The sequence below is a fragment of the Streptomyces sp. NPDC005898 genome (assembly GCF_040629635.1).
Lineage (GTDB): Bacteria > Actinomycetota > Actinomycetes > Streptomycetales > Streptomycetaceae > Streptomyces.
The window spans coordinates 44,519-60,510 of record NZ_JBEXWC010000021.1 but is presented as its reverse complement, the minus strand read 5'-3'; the positions used below and the strand labels follow the sequence as shown (position 1 = coordinate 60,510).

24 protein-coding genes are annotated in these 15,992 nt (G+C 65.9%); 4 read left to right on the top strand and 20 right to left on the bottom strand.

The annotated features are described in order from the left end of the window. The first annotated feature begins 52 nt into the window (after positions 1–52). Positions 53–283, top strand: coding sequence for a hypothetical protein (locus tag ABZ385_RS25080; RefSeq protein WP_358913254.1), 231 nt, complete (start codon positions 53–55; stop codon positions 281–283). Here the strand turns inward: ABZ385_RS25080 and ABZ385_RS25075 are convergent. The 7 genes from ABZ385_RS25075 to ABZ385_RS25045 all read right to left on the bottom strand — a co-directional run bounded on the left by ABZ385_RS25075 (position 267) and on the right by ABZ385_RS25045 (position 5,137). Further along, positions 267–602 carry a DUF6087 family protein gene (locus ABZ385_RS25075; RefSeq protein ID WP_358913252.1) on the bottom strand — a complete coding sequence of 112 codons (336 nt, stop codon included), beginning with the start codon at positions 600–602 and terminating at the stop codon, positions 267–269. The genes ABZ385_RS25080 and ABZ385_RS25075 overlap by 17 nt on opposite strands. Before the next feature lie 28 nt (positions 603–630). Then, positions 631–1,803 (bottom strand): ATP-grasp peptide maturase system methyltransferase, encoded by a 1,173-nt coding sequence (gene tgmC / locus ABZ385_RS25070; protein ID WP_358913250.1) that lies wholly within the window; start codon positions 1,801–1,803, stop codon positions 631–633. Then, complete coding sequence (tgmB, locus tag ABZ385_RS25065; RefSeq protein WP_358913248.1) at positions 1,800–2,765, bottom strand: ATP-grasp ribosomal peptide maturase; 966 nt, start codon at positions 2,763–2,765, stop codon at positions 1,800–1,802. Before tgmB ends, tgmC begins: the two co-directional genes overlap by 4 nt. Continuing rightward, on the bottom strand, positions 2,765–3,019 hold the full coding sequence (tgmA, locus tag ABZ385_RS25060) for a putative ATP-grasp-modified RiPP (protein WP_358913246.1): 255 nt from the start codon (positions 3,017–3,019) through the stop codon (positions 2,765–2,767). Before tgmA ends, tgmB begins: the two co-directional genes overlap by 1 nt. Before the next feature lie 130 nt (positions 3,020–3,149). After that, positions 3,150–3,284: a hypothetical protein gene (locus ABZ385_RS25055; protein ID WP_358913245.1), complete on the bottom strand. Its 135-nt coding sequence runs from the start codon at positions 3,282–3,284 to the stop codon at positions 3,150–3,152. Between the two features lie 879 nt (positions 3,285–4,163). Next, positions 4,164–4,721 carry a DUF6415 family natural product biosynthesis protein gene (locus tag ABZ385_RS25050; protein ID WP_358913244.1) on the bottom strand — a complete coding sequence of 186 codons (558 nt, stop codon included), beginning with the start codon at positions 4,719–4,721 and terminating at the stop codon, positions 4,164–4,166. Continuing rightward, the gene (locus ABZ385_RS25045) at positions 4,721–5,137 is read right to left on the bottom strand and encodes an ATP-binding protein (protein ID WP_358913309.1); all 417 of its coding nucleotides are present in this window, start codon (positions 5,135–5,137) and stop codon (positions 4,721–4,723) included. The genes ABZ385_RS25050 and ABZ385_RS25045 overlap by 1 nt, the downstream gene beginning before the upstream one ends. A gap of 241 nt (positions 5,138–5,378) precedes the next feature. On the opposite strand from ABZ385_RS25045, the gene ABZ385_RS25040 reads away from it, so the two are divergent. After that, positions 5,379–6,629 (top strand): XRE family transcriptional regulator, encoded by a 1,251-nt coding sequence (locus ABZ385_RS25040; RefSeq protein WP_358913242.1) that lies wholly within the window; start codon positions 5,379–5,381, stop codon positions 6,627–6,629. After that, on the top strand, positions 6,620–7,153 hold the full coding sequence (locus tag ABZ385_RS25035; RefSeq protein WP_358913240.1) for a GNAT family N-acetyltransferase: 534 nt from the start codon (positions 6,620–6,622) through the stop codon (positions 7,151–7,153). The genes ABZ385_RS25040 and ABZ385_RS25035 overlap by 10 nt, the downstream gene beginning before the upstream one ends. Before the next feature lie 508 nt (positions 7,154–7,661). Here ABZ385_RS25035 and ABZ385_RS25030 read toward each other — a convergent pair. The 13 genes from ABZ385_RS25030 to ABZ385_RS24970 form a co-directional block, all read right to left on the bottom strand. Beyond that, positions 7,662–8,123: a lytic polysaccharide monooxygenase auxiliary activity family 9 protein gene (locus tag ABZ385_RS25030; RefSeq protein WP_358913239.1), complete on the bottom strand. Its 462-nt coding sequence runs from the start codon at positions 8,121–8,123 to the stop codon at positions 7,662–7,664. A 335-nt stretch (positions 8,124–8,458) separates the two neighbouring features. Next, positions 8,459–8,845: a UDP-N-acetylmuramoylalanyl-D-glutamate--2,6-diaminopimelate ligase gene (locus ABZ385_RS25025; RefSeq protein ID WP_358913237.1), complete on the bottom strand. Its 387-nt coding sequence runs from the start codon at positions 8,843–8,845 to the stop codon at positions 8,459–8,461. After that, entirely contained in the window at positions 8,842–9,366 is a 525-nt protein-coding gene (locus ABZ385_RS25020; protein ID WP_358579910.1) for a C39 family peptidase, read from the bottom strand. The genes ABZ385_RS25025 and ABZ385_RS25020 overlap by 4 nt, the downstream gene beginning before the upstream one ends. Positions 9,367–9,403: 37 nt before the next feature. Then, positions 9,404–10,495 carry an ATP-grasp domain-containing protein gene (locus tag ABZ385_RS25015; RefSeq protein ID WP_358913236.1) on the bottom strand — a complete coding sequence of 364 codons (1,092 nt, stop codon included), beginning with the start codon at positions 10,493–10,495 and terminating at the stop codon, positions 9,404–9,406. After that, positions 10,492–11,298, bottom strand: coding sequence for a diaminopimelate epimerase (gene dapF / locus ABZ385_RS25010; RefSeq protein ID WP_358913234.1), 807 nt, complete (start codon positions 11,296–11,298; stop codon positions 10,492–10,494). The genes ABZ385_RS25015 and dapF overlap by 4 nt, the downstream gene beginning before the upstream one ends. Before the next feature lie 58 nt (positions 11,299–11,356). Next, on the bottom strand, positions 11,357–11,536 hold the full coding sequence (locus ABZ385_RS25005) for a hypothetical protein (protein WP_358579906.1): 180 nt from the start codon (positions 11,534–11,536) through the stop codon (positions 11,357–11,359). A gap of 144 nt (positions 11,537–11,680) precedes the next feature. Beyond that, positions 11,681–12,223, bottom strand: a complete 543-nt coding sequence (locus ABZ385_RS25000) for an NUDIX hydrolase (protein ID WP_358913232.1) — start codon at positions 12,221–12,223, stop codon at positions 11,681–11,683. Beyond that, the gene (locus tag ABZ385_RS24995) at positions 12,220–12,609 is read right to left on the bottom strand and encodes a hypothetical protein (protein ID WP_358579904.1); all 390 of its coding nucleotides are present in this window, start codon (positions 12,607–12,609) and stop codon (positions 12,220–12,222) included. Before ABZ385_RS24995 ends, ABZ385_RS25000 begins: the two co-directional genes overlap by 4 nt. A gap of 94 nt (positions 12,610–12,703) precedes the next feature. Beyond that, positions 12,704–13,549 carry a helix-turn-helix transcriptional regulator gene (locus ABZ385_RS24990; protein ID WP_358579902.1) on the bottom strand — a complete coding sequence of 282 codons (846 nt, stop codon included), beginning with the start codon at positions 13,547–13,549 and terminating at the stop codon, positions 12,704–12,706. Positions 13,550–13,568: 19 nt separating this feature from the next. Beyond that, positions 13,569–14,081, bottom strand: coding sequence for a DUF6879 family protein (locus tag ABZ385_RS24985; protein ID WP_358697185.1), 513 nt, complete (start codon positions 14,079–14,081; stop codon positions 13,569–13,571). Continuing rightward, positions 14,059–14,322: a hypothetical protein gene (locus ABZ385_RS24980; RefSeq protein WP_358579896.1), complete on the bottom strand. Its 264-nt coding sequence runs from the start codon at positions 14,320–14,322 to the stop codon at positions 14,059–14,061. The genes ABZ385_RS24985 and ABZ385_RS24980 overlap by 23 nt, the downstream gene beginning before the upstream one ends. A gap of 198 nt (positions 14,323–14,520) precedes the next feature. Next, positions 14,521–14,754, bottom strand: coding sequence for a hypothetical protein (locus ABZ385_RS24975; protein WP_358579893.1), 234 nt, complete (start codon positions 14,752–14,754; stop codon positions 14,521–14,523). 54 nt (positions 14,755–14,808) lie between these two features. Then, a complete protein-coding gene (locus ABZ385_RS24970; RefSeq protein WP_358913230.1) occupies positions 14,809–15,102 on the bottom strand; it encodes a DUF6087 family protein in 294 nt (97 codons plus the stop codon). 271 nt (positions 15,103–15,373) lie between these two features. On the opposite strand from ABZ385_RS24970, the gene ABZ385_RS24965 reads away from it, so the two are divergent. After that, complete coding sequence (locus tag ABZ385_RS24965; RefSeq protein ID WP_358579888.1) at positions 15,374–15,730, top strand: hypothetical protein; 357 nt, start codon at positions 15,374–15,376, stop codon at positions 15,728–15,730. Positions 15,731–15,992 lie beyond the last annotated feature (262 nt).

Here is a 15,992-nt window from a genome sequence, read left to right as displayed (position 1 = left end):
GTGCTGTGTGGCGATCCTGTGGCGGCGTGAGCGCCGCTAAGGCTCACCGCTCATGAGCCACCCGGAGACCGGCGTCGTGTCGTCGGAGAGTATGGCGGTCGTGCACGACCCAGATGACGTTCCGCGAGTGGCCGTGAACGAGGCTGTTGACGCGGTTCTAGAGGCCAGCGATGGGACACGCGCCGAGGAGAAGGCGGTCCGAGAGGCCGTCGAAGACCTCGCGGACGCCCACGACCTCAAGTTCTACGCGCTGAGAGAGCCCCGACTCATTCGCCTTCGGTGAGGGAACGAGCCGGGGCCTTGAGGCGCCTACGGCTTCGGTGTCTGCCCCTGCCTGGGGCGAGCGGCTGCCTAGCAGGTCCGGGCGAGCTGGCGGCGGCAGTATTGGCCTCGGGGAAGAGGACGCGCTTGGTCTCGGCGAGGCTTGTGGCGAACCCGTACGGCTCCCATGCATACCCGTTCCACCGCTCGATGGCGCGTGGTGCGTCAGGGCTCACGTGTGAACCCTTGGGGCTGTTGCCCGACACGATCGGGACCGCCCGTAGCTGGCCGACCTTCGCGTCCCGCCGCTCTGCCCACTCCGACAGAGGTTCCTCGTCCATGCGTCAACCCTAGCGTCGCTTCACAGACTCAGTAGGCAGCGTTGAGGCGATGCTCCCAGCGCAGTTCTGGGTGATCGCCGATCCAGTACGTATGGGACTGCTCCGTAATCCGGAGCTGTACTGCGGAGATGTCAGGTTTCCCTGCGGCGTGCCAGGCGATGAGGGTCCGCTCAACCTTGTCCCACAGAGCCACGGGACCACCTTGCCGGACGACCCAGCCATCACCGTCCTCAATGAAGTGCGCGAAGGACTCGCGCTCAGCATCGAAGAGGTAGAGCAGTCGGGCACCGTCGCTTGTGGCAGCACGGACGAAATGGGCGCCGGGAATGGAAAGCTGCGCGAGGAAGGCGGGTACCCATTCCTCCAGCCGGAGTGGCGACAACCTTGCCTCTCGCTTGCTGTTGGCATACGCGGTACGGGCCGACAGGTCACCGGCCACGGGGGTGACTGCCTGGGCGCGGGCCTGCATGAACGAGGAGCGCCCGATAATCGAACCCTCGGCGGTGCCGTTGTCATTGACGGTGACCTTCGCAAGGCCGGTTCCCCAGGGCCACGAGCCCACGGTGCTGAGGACGATGCCGTCGGGCCTCGTCTGCCTGACCCAGGTGTACGGGATGCGGCGGACGGCACAGGTAGCGATCACCCGGTCGTAGGGCGCTCGGCGCGGGTGGCCAAGAAGTCCATCGCCGGTCACGGTCCAAGTCGAGTAGCCGACTGTCTCCAGGGCAGCATCAGCGCGCGTTGCCACCTGCGGGTCGACCTCGATCGTGGTGACGTTGTCCTCGCCGAGGTAGTGGCACATCAGGGCCGTGGAGTAGCCGGTGCCAGTACCGATCTCCAGGACGCGGTGTTCCGCCTGGAGGTCCAAGGCCTCGATCATGCCCACGACTGTGGTCGGGTCGGTTGAGGAGGACGTCGGTACGCCCGAGACGGGCTCGCTCACTTGATCAGCGGTGAGGTGGCCGTCGAGCTGGGTGGTCAGGGTGTCGACGCTGTAGGCGATCTTCAGCCACTCGTCCGGGTCCGTCCCAAGAGCTGTCAGGGGTCGCCACGTCCGCCCCTCGTCGAGGAAGACCCCGGGGTGGAGGAATTGCTCGCGCGGCACGCTCTCCACCGCCCCGCGCAGCCAGGGAAGTGTCAGGACGCCCTTGTTCATGAGCGCGGCGGCCATGCGACGCCGCTCGGACGCGGAGTCTGTCATCGGCTGTCTCCTTGCGTGAGTAGGTCGGCAAAGGCTGCGGACATCGGGAGGCCGGTCTCAGTCTCCAGCCACCCCCATTGGCCGTTGGGGTTCAGCTCCAGCCACCAGTAATCCCCTGCGCGATCCACCGCGAAATCGAAGCTCCCTGATACCAGCTCCAGGCGGTCCAGGTAGGCGTGCAGTGCTTTGTCCACCCAGTCGGGGAGGTACTCAACGGTGTAGGTCAGGGCGCTGTAGTCCTTGCGCCAGTCCAGCAGTTCGGAGTCGATGCGCACGGCGAACGTGTGCCGGCCGACGATCAGGACCCGGAGGTCGGCGACCTTGTCCACCCGAGCCTGGAACAGATGAGGGGTGACGCGAATGGTCTCGTCGATCTCGTCGGAACTGACGGGGTCAGCCCACCCGGTGACCGGTACCCCGTCACGTGTGTACGGGGTCCATCTCAGTGTCTTGTAGATCGCGTCACCCTGGTCGCGAATGAACTCGCGGGCCTCGTCGGGGTCGTTGGTGACCAGGGTGGGTGGGACGGCGAAGCCGAGGCGCTGGGCGAGAGCGAGCTGAGCAGGTTTGTAGTCGGCCGCAGCGATTCGTAACGGGTGGTTGACCCAGAGCGGGCCGCCTAGGGCGTAGAGGGTGCCACCGAGCCCGTAGCGGACTTGCGCTGCCGCAAAGCGGGAGTCATCGGGTGACAGGTGAGGGAACGAGGGCCACTCGGGGCGGCGCCAGTACACCGACCGGATTTGGGTCAGGTCAGCGATTCTCGACGGGGTACGCACCTGCCCGACCACGGGGGCCGGGCAGGTGCCGAACCGAGCCGAGACCGCGAGGTCCCCGCCGATGTCAGCGGGATTGAACCGGACCACCGGCACGTCGAGCCGGTTGATTTCAGTGATGACCATGTCGGCGGTGATGTCGTCCGCCTCCGTGGCCACCAGGACCGGCCTCTTCTCGGCTTTCGTCATCAGTCCTGGTTGCTGTCCTGGTCGTGGCCCTGGTCGTTCTTGGAGTCGGAGTTCGTGGTCGTGGACGTCTCGGTGCCGGAACTCGTGCCGTGCTTGCCCATCTCGACCACGAGGCCAGCGCGGTCGCGGAACACGCCGAGCTGGGTGGCGGGGTCAATGGCGATCGTGGCGTGCGGGCGGTGGGTGGTGGTCGGGTACGGTGCCAGGCGGCCGATTCCCCACGGACGGGCGGTGGTCGGCGTAGTGGTCGTCACGAAGACTCCTCGGATGAGTGGATGGACTGTTGGGTGGCGCGGCCGACCTCGGGGGGAAGACGACCGCGCCGGGCCGCCCGGCTCGACCTGTCGAGAGTGGCGCCGGGCGGAGCGTGTGGACGGTGCCGCGTCAGACCGCGAGCACGTCGTATGCGGCGAGCGGCTCGGCCGCGTCGGGGTCGTCCCCATCGTCTTCGGTGGCAACCTCGGTGTCGCTTTCGACGACCTCGGCCTCGTCGGGCTCGGTCTCGGTGATAGCAGGCATAGTGCGCTCTCCTTCTCTCGTCGTCCCCGGACCCTCTGGGCGCGGGAGGTGCCCGTCCGTCGCCACGGCCTGGGCTCCGCCATCGGTTAAACAGCCGGCCGTGATGGAGCACCGGCGCCTCGGGTGGTCCCCACCGATGGCGGAAGTCCGTTAAGAGCCACCCCGCTCGCCGGGTCCCGGAAGGGGCCCGTGCGTAGAGGTCGCTTCGCTCTGCTGCCACCTGTTGAAATCCGCCGCGAGACGCTGGAGCGAGCGCTCGGTGAACTCCGGCGCGTCCCACTCCGGCGGGCGTGCCGCCCCAACCAGTAGGCGTGCTCCGTCCAGCCGCCGATGCAATTCACGCTGCGTCACGTGCCGGCACCACTGCCTTTGCAGCCACCAGCAGGCGCCCCAGAACTGATCGCGGAGAGTCGGCTTGGGAGGATGCATAATCCGCTGCATGTTGCGCTCGTAGTTTGAGAGCACCGGCCTGCGGCGGAACGCGCCCCTCATCGGCCCGTTACCTCGGGGAGGAACGAGGCGAGGGCCAGGGCAACGAGCACACCCATCCCGGCCAGGTACGTATACAGCGCGTGAATCGCGACCGGGTGTTTCTGGTGGATCACCTTCAGAGCGGCGAACCCCGTCTTGCCCCCCCGCCGACGCCCGGAACTTGAAGGCGGAGATCGTCAGGTACGAGCCTTCGGACGGCATGTCCGCGCCGCCCACCTCCTCAACCATGGCGTCGACGGCGTTGTAGGGCTCGAAGCGCCTCTGCACGGCCAGGTAGGTGCGGATGCGGCGCAGGCTCCAGAATTCCGGCATAACTAGCTCTTCCTGTTTCCTTGGGGGTGCGGGGATCTTGTGCGGAGGGCCCAGGACAAGTCGATGACCCGCCTCTTAGGAGTGGGCTGGCTCCCTCGTCTCTGCCGTCGAGGTGCCCCAGCCCTCACGGGTCAATAGGGCCAAGAGATCGCGTGTCGTCTGGGCGGCGCTCCTGGCGCTCTTCCGGGACGGTCGGCACTCCTCGCTGGCCACGGCTCGCGCGCGGGTGACCATCTCGCGAACCACGATTCGCCCCATGTCCAACTGCGTCTCGGCCTCCTGGGCGAGGGCCGAGAGGTACCCCTGAAGCGTGAGGATGGTGGCGTCAAGTTCACCGTCCTCGGCCTGGTCCAAATAGGTGCTGAGCACGTAATCCGCGGTCTGCTGGATGGCCTCGACCGTGATGTGGACAGGTCCATCCCCGGACTCCTCGACTTGCTGCCTTCGCATGGCAGCGAGTAACCGTTCAAGGAGGTCCGTTTCTGGTCCGACGCCCTCGGATGCGGCGAATCCCCGTTCAGGAAGGCGGTGTGTCCAGGACGAGCCCCGCTCGCGGCTCTCGGCCTGGCCGGGCAGCCCGAAGGCGCGAGGAACGACGGAGAACGCTGTACGTCGCTTCGCATGTTTGGCCATCACGCGGGCCTACCTTCGCGAAGCTCTGCCCATACGACCTTTCCCCACGGCTTTCGGTCGTAGCCCCAACGCCAGCTCATCGCATCTACAAGAAGCAGGCCGCGCCCGCCTTCCTGGCCGTCGCCGGGGTACTTCAGCTCGGGCGTACGACGGCACTTGTCGCTGACGCCGATCCGGACCACACCGCTGCCCGGCCGATGAACGCTGACGCGAACCAAGCGGCAAGAGGTGTGGTTGATGGCGTTGGCGACGAGTTCGGAGACGATGTACGTCCCAGCGTCGACCAGCTCGTCCGCTCCCCACGCGTTGAGGGCGGCAGAGACGAGCAAGCGGGCACGGCGGGCGGACTCCGGCTCGCATGGCCAGGTCTCGGTGTAACCGGGGGCACCTGTCCCAGTCGGTCGGGTGGCTGTCATGGTCACGGGGCTTCCCTCCGGGGTGGAGCGGCCGTCCTTGAAGGAGGGAGGCCGGCCGCTCTCCTCCATGCAGCGAGCACCATGGGTGGCGTCTCTTCGCTGCGGCGGTGGTGGCGAGAGACCAGTGCACCGCCGAGGCTTTGTCTTCGACAGGTGATTTCTCCAGATGCCGAAGGGGTGACCCCGGTGATTTTTACCTTCGGGGTGTCCCCCTTGGCGGCCCCGCCGCTACCTTGCGGTTGTGGGAGAGAACCGCAAGCTCGCTGCGGCTATGGACGACTGCCGGATAGGGCAGGCGGAGTTAGCTCGACGCATCAACACGGAGATCGGGGCTCTGACGGGGCAGGAAGGCCACGTCACTGATCGAGACATCCGGAGGTGGCTGGACGGCAAGACCCAATGGCCGCAGGCCAAGCAGCGGTTGTGTGTCGAGAAAGTACTCGGTCGTTCAGCCATCGACCTGGGTTTCGCCCCCCGGTCCAAGAAGGCAGCACAAGCACCACCGGAGGACCCGATGTACCGCCGTACTCTTTTCGCCGCCGCCACCGGAACCGCAGTCGCGCTCACGACGGGCGCCGCGCGCCCCCGCCTCGGCCAGAGCGACGTGAACCGCTTCCATGCCGAGTACGCCGAGATCGTTGCGGATGACCAAGCGCTCGGCGGTGCCGAGCAAGTTGAGAACCACGCCGTAGAACTGGCCATGCGAATCAAGTCGTCACTGGCCGCAGGCGGCGCCTCGGCATGGGTGCGGACGAAGCTCTACTGCCTGGCCTCGGACGTCACTTGCTCGGCGGCCTTCGCCGCCATCGACGCTCAAGCCCGTACCCGCGCTCGCAACCACCTGGACACCGCCGTCACGTTCGCCGGCCTGTCGGGAGACAGCGAGACGCAGTACCACGTGTGGAACCACCTTGCGATGGTGGCCGGACAGCGTAAGGACTACGCCGAAGTCTCCGCCGCAGCAGACGCGGCCAAGAGCTTGGCCATCGCGAAGAAGGACCCGCTGTACGCCTCACTCGCACACATGCGCAATGCCCACGCCTACGCAGGAAGCCGCGAGCGAAGCACCGCTCTCAGGGCCCTTAACGCCGCTGAACGCTCGTTCGGCCGACACATGGACGTGGGGCGGCCCCCATGGATCACGTTCTACGACGAAGCCGAACTTGACGGCCTCACGTCGATCGTGTGGCTCCGTCTTGGTGAACCCGAGCGTGCGGAGTACCACTTGCACCGTGCTCTGCGTGCCATCCGTCCGGATCTCCTCCGGAACCGGACTTACTACACCGCGCACTTGTCCCTGGCGCAGGCCAAGCAAGGTGACCTGGAGCAAGCTTGCAGCACGGCAAACCGAGCTGTCGGCCTCCTGGCCAAGGTTCGCGGATCGAAGCGCACGACCGACACCCTGGCGAACGTTCGCAAGCTCGTGGTGTCGTCGGGGACAAGGGAGCCCAGTGTTCTGGACTGGGCAGAGAGGGCACAGGCATGGATCTGAAGACCTACGCGCATAAGGACGCTGCCGACATCCGGGAGATGCTCCTCGACATGCACGACGCTGTCTACGACGGCGGCGAGGACCGCTTCCACGAGAGGGAACGCTTCGCCTGGTTCGTAGATCACTGGAACAGCAAGGAGAGCTGGTCATGTGTCGTGGGGTTCGACAAGGGGGCGCCCACAGGCTTCGCCTATGGCGCGGCGTTCGAACCCGGTGGTTGGTGGAAGGGATCGGAACGCCCCGAATCCGTACCATCTGAGGCTGCGGTCTTCGCTCTGTCAGAGTTGATGGTGATGGAGAAGTGGCGCAAGACCGGTGTTTCCACGAAGCTCCATGAGGCGCTGGTGGACAGCCGTAGCGATGACTTCGCGACGCTCCTGGTCGACACGACACATCCGAAAGTCCAGGCCCTTTACGAGTCCTGGAAGTACGAGAAGATCGGCGAGCAAAAGCCTTTCGAGGATTCGCCCGTCTTCACGATCATGGTCAAGCGACTTGGGACTTCTGGGCGGCTGCTGGCTTGAGTTGCAGATAGGTGCATAGCTGGTCCCAACAAGGCGGCCCCGCTCCCAGATGGGAGCGGGGCCATGCTCAGGCGGCAGCCTCCAGCTCGTCGTACCCGTCGATGTAGGTCCGGCCGTTCAGCCACGCGGCGAGCTTGCCCACGCCGCGCTCGACGCGGTACCGCACCGCCCGATCGGTCACTCCGTCACGGGCAGCGATCAGGGCATCCGGCCAGTCGAGGGCGAACCGCAGGAACAGTGCCCGGCGTATAGGCCGACTCGTCTGCCGCCCCTTCGGGGGCAGGCCCCTGATCAGGTGTTTTGCCTGGTCAGGGGCCACTTCTATACCTCCGCCGTCGAGTGATCGCTGCTCACTCTTTGTGACTGTTTCCGGGTGTTTCTCGGTGCTGCGTGGCGATCCTGTGGCGGCGAAGGGCGTCGCCCTGGGCTTACCAATGACGCGTCCTCACCAGGTAATTCGGACTGGATCGGAGTCGCGAGCAGCAGGGCGACGCGATGGGCAGAGGGCTCAGGAGTCTTCGATGAGCACATCGACGGCCGAGTAGTAGGCGTTCGGGCTATCCGCGACATTCCATCGTCCGAGGATGGTGTGCCTGCCGGTGAGGCCGCCCAGCGGCACGTTGTGCTTTACCACAGACGGCGGGGTCGTGTTGTGGAAGTCGAACGAAGCGAGCAGGGTGTTGTCGGCGGTGATAGCGATGTACTCGAATGTGGCAGTGCGGTGGGGGGGGGCGGTGAGCTTCCAGGTGAAGTCGATGTCCACGGTATCTGCGGGCACTGTGAAGACGTGGTCCGCAAAAATGGAATCGTCGTTCAATTCCGCGAAGCGAGCACCGTCCCCGTTGGGGAGGAAGCTCCCCTTGGGGGCTTCGACGTTCTGCGGCTCGTACCGGGCATCCCCCGCGCCGGGAATTTTACTCAGACGTGCCCAGTACTGACGGCTCGGAGGGGCGCTGATGTATCCGGACACAATTCCTCCTGTTGATCACGGGGCCGGTCAGTCCCTTCCTGCCCGGGTCATATTCCCCTAATCCAAGACAGCCCTCGAACTACCCTTCCGGGGGTCTTCGAGGGAACAGGAGTACGACAAGGGCGCATGAGGTCACTCGCCGCTCGGCCCGCGGGCACCGCACCGCCGATATCGTCTGGGCTGGCCCAATTAACGTCCGACTCATCTAATGCTGGAGCTGGCAGATCCCCGCAACGGTCAACTCGCAGGGGTTCGGTTCGGAAGTGACGATCGGGAGCAAACGAAACGGCCTGTAGTCGTTCAGGGTGAGGTTGACCGCTGGGGAGTTCGGGGCATCAGAACCCGGTAACAGGCTGCCCAGTCAACCGCTGGGCTACCTGCCACAACATGCCGCCTCGCGATGCCTTTACGAGCACCTTGTCACCATGCAGAAGGATCTTTTCGAGCAGGGCTGCGGCCGTCTCATTGTCGGCGACCATCGCAACGTCGGGCACGCCAGCCGCGCCCGCGTATAGAACGAGCTGCTTCACCATGTCCCCGCCGACGCCGATCACCATGTCAACGCCCAGTTCGCCAGCCATGCGCCCCACGGAACGATGGGCCTCCACGGCTCCGTCGCCCAGCTCCAGCATCTCGCCCAGTACAGCGATCGTCCGTCCGCCTACCGGCTCGGCTTCTGCATCGGTTACGTCGGTGGCGGTCGCACCGTCTGCCTCGGTCATCGGAACTCTCCGTTGGTCAGGGGAGCGAAGGTAATCGCGCGGCCCGTGTAAGAGGGGGCCAGGCGGCTGAGTGGAACGCTGTCGTGCCTCTGGCCCCACGCGGACGGGTCGCGGAAGTGGATGGTTGGATCTGGGCCGTCTTCGTATCCGCGCAGGATGACGAGGTGGCCGCCCGAACGTCCATCGTCGGGGAACTGCTCGGTCACGGACACGATGAGTGGTGCTTCATCGAGTCTGGCCGGCAGCTCCTCGACGCGGACGGGTTCAGCGGTCGAGGGAACTCCTAGCTCGGTGGCCAGGCTTGCGATCCCCGCGTGCAGGGCTCCGCGGGGCGTCAGCACTTCGTTCTTGACAGCCAGTTTCAAAAGTTCCGTCACTGTGGGCGCTTCCTGACCGTACGCCAGGAGAATCATCCGGAGCGACGCCAGGCCGCACGCCCGGTTGGACCATTCGATCCTGTCTCCCAGTGCCCACCCTCCGTGGAGATCCCATTCGGCGGGGGTGATGAGCTGTCGGCACATGGGGACTTCGTGGGCGCGCGGCACAGTGGCATTGCTCCTACAGGGAGACGGCAGCCTCCCGCGTCACCGTGGTGCTGGAGAACACGGGAGGGGGCAGGGGAACATCGTACGGTGGCCGGGTCAGGGCCTCATGAAGCATCGCCAGTACGACATCCGTGTGCGTGAGCCCGACCATCGCCGCCCCGACCGCGAAGTTGCTGTCACGGGACATGCCCGGCGTGCTGTTGACCTCCAGCACGTACGCGTCGCCCTTCTCGGTGACGATGAAGTCGATGCGGGCCGAGCCGCGCAGCCCGATCCCTTCCCACAGCGTCCGGGCGTCCCCGGCGATCCGGTTCATCGCTACGGTCTCCAGCTCGGCGGCGCGGACGGTGACGGCGCCCCTCGAGTCCGCGTCGAGCTTGGTGTCGGCGTCGTAGAACTCGGCATCGGTCGCCTCGGTGGTCAGCGGCGGGAAGACGATCACCGAGCCGCCCGGAAGCTCCAGCATTCCCACGGTCACGGGGGTGCCGACCACGTAGTCCTCGACGAGCACCTCGTCGCCGTTTTCACCTGCGGCCTCCGCCAGGGCGCCGGGCAGGTCGACCGCGTCGCGGACGAGGCTCATGCCCACGCTGGACCCGCCGAACGGCGGCTTCACCATGACGGCTCGGCTGCCCCAGTTCACCGGGCCGCCGGACCAGACGCGCCAACCGGGCGTCGGGACGCCGAGGGTCAGCATGATCCGCTTGCAGAGGATCTTGTCAGCGGCCACCGCGGACGCCTGTACCCCGCTGCCGCAGTAGGGCACGCGAAGGTAGTCGAGCAGGCCCTGAAGACGACCGTCCTCACCGTAGGGGCCGTGCAGGTTCGAGAGGGCCACGTCGTACGAGACCAGTTCCCTGATGAAGTCGGGCTGGGTGGGGTCCAGCACGTTCCACCGCGCGCCGATCTCTTCGAGGGCCTCGCCCAGGGCGGTCACGGACCGCTGCTCGACGGGGCACTGGGAATGGTAGAGCCTGTCTTCGGCGGACACCGGCCCGTAGATGAGGGCGACGCCGAGGCCCTGCCGGCCTCGCGCCCACTCGCGGATTTTCTCGGCGGCGTTCCGCGCCGCCTGCTTCGAGGTCGAGTCGAGAAAGACGGTCATGCGAGTACCCCTTCGAAGGTCTGGGTGACGGGGCCGCCAACCCAGGCGGCCCGATCCGGGCGGGCGTCGTGCGGACGGACGGTGAGCGGCTCACCGGCCCGGTTGTGAACGGTGACCTCGCGCTTGGCGACGAGACCGCGCATGGTGGCGATGACGACGGCTGCGACAGCCCCGCTGCCGCAGGAGAGCGTCTCGGCTTCGACACCGCGTTCGTAGGTGCGGATCTTGAGCGCCTGGCGGCCGAGGCGCTGGACGAAGTTGACGTTCGTGCCGAGCGGCGCCACGTTCTTGTGGTGCCGCACGACTCGGCCGACCACTTCCGCGTGGATGGCGTCCACGTCGTCCACGACGGCGACGACGTGTTCCGTGCCGGTGTGCGCGCTGTCGAACCACGTCGGCCTGCCGTTGATGATCGTCTGCAAGACGCGGGGTTGGATGGCGCCCACTTCGGCCGTGACCCATACGGCTTCCTGGTCGACGAGCGCCTCGTGCATGACTCCCGCCATGCGGAGCTTCATGGCGGTCGTCGACCCCGAGCTCTCGTCGTGGGCGACCCACGCCGCGCACCGCAGCGCGTTGCCGCACATCGTTGCCGCCGACCCGTCCGCGTTGAAGCAGGCGACTTCGAACACGTTGGTGTCGTCCTCGGCGGGACGGCTGATGACCAGGCCATCGGCGCCGACGCCGGTACGCCTCGCACACAGGCGCTCTGCCGTCTTGGCCCAGACCCTGGTGTCTCTCGGCTCCGCGTTGGTGACGAGGACGAAGTCGTTGCCCGCCCCATGGACCTTGCGAAATTCCATGCCAAAGCTCCCCGCGTCGTGCGGTGACGGTTTTTGGTACGAAGCCCGAGCGGGCTGATCAGATGGGGCGGAAGACGGTGCGCGCCTCGCGCAGGGTCAAGGGCGGCCGTCCGGCGAAGTGCAGGACGCGGATGTAGGAGTTGCCTGCGGACCTCATGTCCCGTATCCGGTGGTACCTGCCGTCAAGAAGAATGAAGTCGCCGATGTGGATCTCGCCGGGCGTGCTGTGCAGCTTCACGGTCCCGACCGGAGCAGGCGGCGCTTCAGCGCGTGCAGCTGCTTTGGTGCACGTAGCGCATTCAGCCCCTCCAGATTCCGAGCACGATGGCACCGCCGATCAAAAAGACGGCAGCCATGTAAGCGAGCTGCTGGGCGCGGTGACTCATTGGGCCCCGACCAAGAGGCTCTCGACGCGACGCTGGACAGCCTCGATGCCGATCTTGGAGAGGGGCATCCAAGCGGCTGCACCCATTTCGATCGCTGAGGGGAAGACGGCGCCGGAGTGCGCGCGGAACAGGTAACGGATGCCGACTCGGAGGCGGGGGCCATAGGGGTGGCGTCCCGGCCTGGTTACGTCGACCAGAAAGGGGCCCTCGGCGCCTGGTTGGATCCACACGTCCCGAATGCCGACCTGCTCAGCCGGCAAGCGCAGAGCGGCACCGCTGAGCGTGTCGTCCTCGTCTTCCGGCTCGGCCTCGGCGAGGGCGTAACGGGTTCCGTTCCGTAGGCAGAGGACGCAGCCATCCTCGTTCACGACGACGCCCCCCGTGACGATAAGAGGGCAATGCTGCTCGTGGGTGCAAGCTCGGCGCCGTGAGTGGTCAACGGCGGCGTCATACACCGGCATCAAAGCCATCCGTTCGTCCGGGTGCTCGTAGATATAGTGCGAGAGTTCCCGGATGATCTGGTCTTCCTTGACGCTCACGGCGCACCCAGCCCGTTGCGCTCGGTATAGATCCAGAGGAGGCGTCGCGTGAGCGTTGCCGCGTCCCGAAGGTAGAGGAACGCCCCGAAAGCCGGAGTGCTCGCGGTCGGCCGGTTCATGGGATCGATCAGGTTGTTGCCCTTGCGAACGAGCTCCCGCACCTGCGGGTCATCCTCCGCACCCAAGTCCTCACCGAGCAGAGAGTTGAGCTGCTGAACAATGGCCGGCGTGACGCCGTCTATGTCCGCACGGGTCGAGGAATCCATCCGCATGGTGAGTACGGAGTCGGTGCGCGAGGAGATCGCCTCAACGTCGATGGCAGCCGGGGGCCCGTCCACCGTGTTCCCGACCAGTCCCTTTTTCTTGCCGATACTTGCCAACGTCATCACTGCCCTCTCCGGGCACGTTTTGAGCCGTGCCCATGAAGTTAGAAAGAGGAGTGGGTGAGGGGCCACGAGTGTGCCCGGACTTGCCAGGCATTCACCCGAGAGAGTCGATGGCGTCCGTAATGATTTCGCGTGCGGCGACACCCGTGACGGCAAGTTCGGCCAGCTCAGCGAACGTCTGGGCATACATGGCAAGTTCGTGCCGCTGGACGATGGTGAGGTGTGCGGAGACCAGCTCGACATTCACGAGTTCATCGTCGTAGAGGAAGAACCCCTCGACAGGCCACAGGCCCGAGCGATCGGCGTTCTGAGGGATGATGCCGATGCTGATGGAGGGGAGCGCCATTGCGCTCAGCAGATAGCCGAGTTGCCCCGCCATCACGTCGGTGCCACCGATGCGGGTTCGGAGGACGCTTTCCTCCAGGATGATGGCGAAGGTGTGCCTTCCGTAGACGACCTGTTGCTTCTCAACGCGTACTTTCACTGCCGCCGGTACGTCGTCGATGAGTCCTCGGCGACTGCGGAGGGAGGTCAGGAGGGCGGTGATGTACGAGGCCGTCTGTACGGGGCCAGGGATGAGCCACGGCGAGTAGATGCGGAAGCGTTCTGTGCGCTCCCAGAGGGGGACGACAGACTCTTGGGCCAGCTTGAGGCCGTTGCTCTCCATGTCTCGCCACTCGACGTACATGCCCTCGATGCCGCGGGCTGTCGAGATGAGGTCTTCCGCTTCGCTTTGCGCGTTACAGGCAGCACACCAATCACGAAGGTCGCGCTCCGAGGGGGCGCGCGTGCCCCTCTCGAAGCGCGAAGCCTTCGATTCGTGCCAGCCGCAACGCTTGGCCAACTCCCGCTTGGTGATTCCGGCTGCGGTGCGGATATCAGCCAGTCGTTTTCCGAGCGCTTTGCGGGCTTCCTGGACGCTCGAAGATGGCGATGTCATGTCGTCGTGGCTGGGGCTATCAGATCAGCTCGAACTCTGCGTGTGGAGTCGCACGCTCCCACACGGCCTCGAAGGCCGAGTCGCAGAGCTTCGCCACCTTCGGGTCTTCGGTCAGCTCCAGCGCCATGTTCTCGCCCTCGCCGTCGAAGTGGTTGACGAGCACGAGGGTGGAGTCGAAGAGCCAGAAGTCGTTGCCCGGAAGCGTCAACCCGGTTGCGTTGCGTCGCGAGAGCCAACGCACGCTCTCCCCAGCAGCGATGTTCAACCCATCCGTCACGTCGTACTCGAAACGGACGTACTCGCTGACGGGCGTCGAAACGATGCGGGCGCGTCGGACCTCGACACCCCGTGAGGCAGCTTCCGTGACGATTGCGTGCCAGCCTGCCCAGCGCTCGGCAGGGTCGAGGACCACGCCGGCCTTCCAGTCGATGAAGGCCGGGTCAGACTTCATGTAGGCGTCGCGCATCTCCAGGTGGACGGCTGTCCTCTGGCAGTCGCGGAAGAGCTCCTCAAACGTCGGGGTCCGCGTCATCCTTCTTCACCTCCGGGTCGGCGTCCTTGGTCTCCTGGCTCAGCTCCAAGAAGAACTGCACCATGCGCCGGGGGATCTCTACCACCGACTCGTGGCCGGGGATGTCCATCACATCGAGGCGCTCGGCCTCTTCCACCTTCCACCCCTGGACGAGGTAGGTGTCCTTCTCATCGTCGAGGTAGATGGTGGGCGATCCGCCGCTAGGGCTCTCCGGGTCTTTGCCGAGCGCAACCAGGGCCATGATGTCCTCCTCGAACGTCGGAGACGATCTGTGTGCCTGAGCTTGCCCGTAGCGTCACCGGGAAGCGAGGAACTTGCCAAAACTTGCCAGGACCTCGACGAAGACCTAAGGGGACGTGGCGGAAGGAACGAGCAGTTGATCAGCCGCATACGTCTGTGACCTGGCCCGATGTGATCCCTCACCGCCACGTCCTGGCACCTATGCGGCGGCCTCCAGCTCGTCGTACCCGTCGATGCAGGCCCGACCGTTCAACCAGGTGGCGAGCTTGCCCACACCCGGTTCGCCGCGATACCGCACGGCTCGGTCGGTCACTCCGTCGCGGGCAGTGATCAGGGCATCCGGCCAGTCGAGGGCGAACCGCAGGAACAGCGCCCGCCACTCACCCAGTTCGAGCGGACAGGACGCCCACCTCGCCGCTACGAAGGTAGCCATGAAGCTGGCCACGCTGGGGGGCTCGGCGTAGGCCCCGGCACTCCAGCAGAGATATCAGGGCGGCGGTTTCCGGTGCCTGCCGGTCCCGGGGTCGAGCCTCGGTGTTGTTGTCTCCGGCGCGGAGGCAGCCTCTGCGTGGGGAAACAGGACGCGCCTTGCTTCCGCGAGGTTCGCCGCGAAGCCGTGCGGCTCCCACATGTGGCCGTTCCACCGCTGGATCGCGCGGGGCGCCTCGGGGTTCAGATGCGATGCCCGCGGGCCCCCGCCGGTCACGAGGGGTACGGCGCGAAGCTGCCCGACCCTCGCATCCCGGCGCTCGGCCCACTCGGCGAGCGGCTCGTCGTCCATGCCCGGAGCGTAGTGGGTCAGGTGACCCGGTGCTCCCAGCACAGGGAGGGGCCCGGTCGATCCAGTACCGGCGGGAGCCGCACGGGGCCGATCTCTGCGGCGACCGTCTCCGCGCGGGTAAGTGTGACCGGCCTGGACTCCCGACCCTGCCCCAACGCCGTCTCGCGAAGCGGCGTTTGTGCGTACCTGGACGTCTTCGGTCTCCAGGCGCATGGGAGAGTGGCGTCGGCTTTTGGCCATCTGCCATGGGACAACGAGCAAAGGAACACAGTTGAAGAAGCACCTGACCATGCCCCTGGCCGCCGGCGCTCTGGCCGTGGCCATGGTGGGTCTCTCCGCCGGGGGAGCCCAGGCCGCGACATACGAGTACCCCGGTGCCAAGGTCTCCTGGGCCGCCAAGGGCGAAGTCCTCAAGGTCAAGGACACCAAGAGCGACCACCGGTACATCTATGCCATGGGCCAGTACGTGGGCACCAACAAGAACCTCACGCCCTTCTGCAGCACCAAGGGCCGAAGCAGCAAGACGTGTGACTACTCGGTCAAGGAAGGTAAGAAGATCAACTTCTGGATCATGTCGGTCAAGGGCAGCGACATGAGGAAGATCGGCGAGTTCACCGTGACTGCCTGAGCCTGACCGGCCGAGGTCCCCCTGGTTCCCCCTTGGCTCTGGGTGCGGCCAGGGGGAAACTCCACGACGGCCTTCCGTGCGTCCGTCTTCCCCGTGTCGATAAGGAGAAGTAGGAATGGTGGTCGACAGCCCCACCGTTGCATTCCTGGCGAGAATCGAGCACGGGTGTCTTATCCTGCGGGATGCGCTAAGTGACGATGACGTCAGCGAGTGGGAGCCGCAATCGAGCATGTGGCATCGAGAGGGCAGCGCGCTCATTTTC